The 3,389-nt window shown below is 71.4% G+C and carries 4 protein-coding genes; all 4 read right to left on the bottom strand.

Translation table 11 applies throughout. The annotated features are described in order from the left end of the window. Positions 1-132: 132 nt before the first annotated feature. The gene (gene nusB / locus AB0O67_RS37030; RefSeq protein WP_365460423.1) at positions 133-570 is read right to left on the bottom strand and encodes a transcription antitermination factor NusB; all 438 of its coding nucleotides are present in this window, start codon (positions 568-570) and stop codon (positions 133-135) included. A gap of 2 nt (positions 571-572) precedes the next feature. Beyond that, positions 573-1,139 carry an elongation factor P gene (gene efp / locus AB0O67_RS37035; RefSeq protein WP_365460426.1) on the bottom strand — a complete coding sequence of 189 codons (567 nt, stop codon included), beginning with the start codon at positions 1,137-1,139 and terminating at the stop codon, positions 573-575. Positions 1,140-1,200: 61 nt separating this feature from the next. Beyond that, complete coding sequence (locus tag AB0O67_RS37040) at positions 1,201-2,307, bottom strand: aminopeptidase P family protein (protein WP_365460429.1); 1,107 nt, start codon at positions 2,305-2,307, stop codon at positions 1,201-1,203. A gap of 293 nt (positions 2,308-2,600) precedes the next feature. Further along, complete coding sequence (locus AB0O67_RS37045; protein WP_365460432.1) at positions 2,601-3,263, bottom strand: AAA family ATPase; 663 nt, start codon at positions 3,261-3,263, stop codon at positions 2,601-2,603. Positions 3,264-3,389: the final 126 nt, after the last annotated feature.

Raw genomic sequence — 3,389 nt, forward strand, 5'->3', positions numbered from 1 at the left:
GACTCATAGCGATCCCTTCTCCTTTGCTGCAGGGCAGCTGGTGTGTTCGGCTCACCCGGCGCCGCCGCGTCGCAGCACGAGCGCCGAGTTCGACCGCAGCCTGCGCTGCGGCCCTCCGGCGTTCCGGGGTGCTCAGTCCTCGGCGGTGCGCCGCAGCGAGGGCTTGAGGTCCTTCAGCCGGCCGAGCAGGCCGTTGACGAACGAGGGCGACTCGTCCGTCGAGAACTCCTTCGCCAACTGCACCATCTCGTCCAGCACGACCGCGTCCGGGGTGTCGTCGACCCAGATCAGCTCGTACGCGCCGAGCCGCAGGATGTTGCGGTCGACGACCGGCATCCGGTCGAGGGTCCAGCCGACCGAGTACTGGGCGATCAGCTCGTCGATGCGCGTCGCGTGCTCCGCGTAGCCCTCGACCAGCTGCATCGTGTACTCGCTCACCGGCGGCTGCCGGGTGTCGGTCCGCGAGTGCCGGATCCAGTCAGCGAGGACCGTCAGGACGTCGACACCACGCTGGTCGCCCTCGAAGAGGATCTGGAAGGCGCGCTTGCGGGCCGTGTTGCGGGCAGCCACGGTTAGCTGTTCACCCGGCCGAGGTAGTCGCTGGTGCGGGTGTCGACCTTGATCTTCTCACCGGTGGTGATGAAGAGTGGGACCTGGATCTGGTGACCGGTCTCGAGGGTGGCGGGCTTGGTGCCGCCGGTGGAGCGGTCGCCCTGGACGCCGGGCTCGGTCTCCTGGACGACGAGCTCGACGGCGGCCGGCAGCTCGACGAAGAGCACCTCGCCCTCGTGCTGCGCGACGGTGGCGGTGAAGCCCTCGATCAGGAAGTTGGCGGCGTCGCCGACGGCCTTGCGGTCGACCATGAGCTGGTCGTAGGTCTCCATGTCCATGAAGACGAAGTAGTCGCCGTCCATGTAGGAGAACTGCATGTCGCGCTTGTCGACGGTGGCCGTCTCGACCTTCACGCCGGCGTTGAAGGTCTTGTCGACGACCTTGCCCGAGAGCACGTTCTTGAGCTTGGTGCGCACGAAGGCCGGGCCCTTGCCGGGCTTGACGTGCTGGAACTCGACGACGGACCAGAGCTGGCCGCCGTCGAGCTTGAGCACCATGCCGTTCTTGAGGTCGTTCGTGGAAGCCACGGTTGCTTCAATCTCCTGGACTTACGTGGACGACCCGGGGGCAGGCGCGACAGCTGTGAGGCTAGAGCGCGAGCAGCTCCTTGGTCGTGATGGTGAGTAGCTCGGGTCCGCCGTCCGCCTCGGGGCGCACGACGAGCGTGTCATCGATCCGGACACCGCCCCGGCCCGGGAGGTGGACCCCCGGTTCGACGGTGACCGGCACGCAAGCGTCCAGTTTACCCATGGCCGTGGGGGCCAGCTGCGGGTCCTCGTCGATTTCGAGCCCCACGCCGTGACCGATGAGCTCCGGAAGGCCCTGACCGTACCCGGCGGAGTCCAGCACCTGGCGTGCCGCGCGGTCCACGTCTCGGTAGGCGGAGCCGGGGGCCAGCATCTCACGGCCGGCCCGCTGAGCGGCGAAGACCAGGTCGTAGAGCTCGATCTGCCAATCCGCCGGAGAGGTGCCGATGACGAACGTGCGGCCGATCTCGCATCGGTAGCCGCGGTAGGTGGCGCCCAGGCAGACGGAGAGGAAGTCGCCCTCTTCGACGCGGCGGTCCGTGGGGCGGTGGCCTCGTCTGCCGGAGTTCGCGCCGGTGGCGACGGAGGTGGGGAAGGCAGGGCCGTCGGCGCCGTGGTCGACGAGGCGGCGTTCGAGTTCCAGGGCCAGGTGCCGTTCGGTGCGGCCCACGAGGATGGACTCCAGGAGCTCACCGAGGGCCTGGTCGGCGATCTCGGCGCCGATACGGAGGCAGGAGATCTCCTCCTCGTCCTTGACGACCCTGAGCTGCTCGACCGCGTTGCCGAGGTCGGCGAGGCGCAGGGCGGGGGCGGCCGAGCCGATGGCCCGGTGGCGGGCGACGGTGAGGTGGTGTTCCTCGACGGCGAGGGAGTCGGCGCCCTGGTCGGTGGCGAGGTCGGCGGCGGCGACGGCACAGTCGCCGCCGGGAGCGGGGAGCGTGTGCAGGCGCAGGGTCTCGTCCAGGCGGCCCTCGGTGGGGCGGTCGTCCGGTGGGCCGTGGCTGACCAGCAGGTCCTCGCGCTTGCCCAGCAGCAGTACGGCACCGTGGGGGGCCACGCCCGCGAGGTAGCGCACGTTGGCGGGCCGGGAGATCAGCGCTCCCGCGCTGCCGGCCGCGTTGCAGCGCTCCCGTAGCCGGGTCCGGCGGGTCGCGTACACCTCTGACATGTGCCGAGCGTAAGAGCTTTGGTGCCGTGGCGCCGCTCGGGGAGGCCGAGTGGGCGGTGGGGCGGCTGTGGAGGTTCGCGGGGAGTTGTCTGCGGCGCCTGCCGAGGGGCGGGGTGGGTACGGCGCCTACGGCAGTGCGGAGGCTGTGCTCGGCGGCTGCACAGGGGCGGGGCTCTCCGCGGCGCCCAGGGAAGTACGCGGCGCTGTCCGCGGCGGCCGGCCGCCGGCGGGAGCTCGTCGCGCAGTTCCCCGCGGCCCTTCAGGAGGGTGCCGTTCCGGCGTCGCCGGCCGTGTCACCAGTTCGGGGGGCTTGCTATGGAGCGGGTGAGGACCTCGTCAAGGACTCGGGCCGTGCCGGGGACGTCCAGCTGGGAGTTGTCGATGATGGGGAGGCCCGAGCCGTACCAGCCGGCCATGCGGCCGTGGATGCGGGCCACCTCCTCGTCGGTGAGGCGTCGGTTGCCCGAGCGTTCCGCGTTGCGCTCCAGGACGATGTCGAGGCCGGGGAGGAGGACGACGGGCAGCAGGCCGGGACCCACGTGGCGCTTCCAGCCGCCCAGACCCACGACGGGGCGGTCGGGGAAGACGGCGTCGTCGAGGATGCACGAGATGCCGTTGGCCAGGAAGTTGCGCGCGGCGAAGCCGCAGGTGCGGCGGGCCAGGCGGTACTGCGCCTCGGAGTTGTCGTTCCAGCCCGACTGGGGGTCGGCGAAGCCCGAGCGCACCCACTCGCGCACGTCGTCGAGGCTGATGTGGGCCGTGGGCACCCGGCGGTGGTCCGCCCAGTACTTGGCGACGCTGGTCTTGCCCGCGCCCGCCGGGCCGATGAGCAGCACCGCGAGGGTGGTGGTACCCGGGTCGGGGACGGTGGTGGTGGCCGGTGCGGAAGGCATCGTCACCGGGCCGCCGGGGGGGAGCCGGACGTGGCCCGTGGTGTCCGGGGCCGGCGGTGCCATCAGGGGGTGGTGCGGAGCCGAGGGCGGGCCGGAGAAGCCGGGGGGCGGGGGGGGGGGGGGAGTGGGGGGGGGTGGGGTAGAGGTTTTTTTAATGAGGGTTTGTTTGGGGGGGGGGGGGGGGGGGGG

Origin of the sequence: Streptomyces sp. NPDC086077 (assembly GCF_040686175.1) — a bacterium.
Taxonomy (GTDB): Bacteria; Actinomycetota; Actinomycetes; order Streptomycetales; family Streptomycetaceae; genus Streptomyces.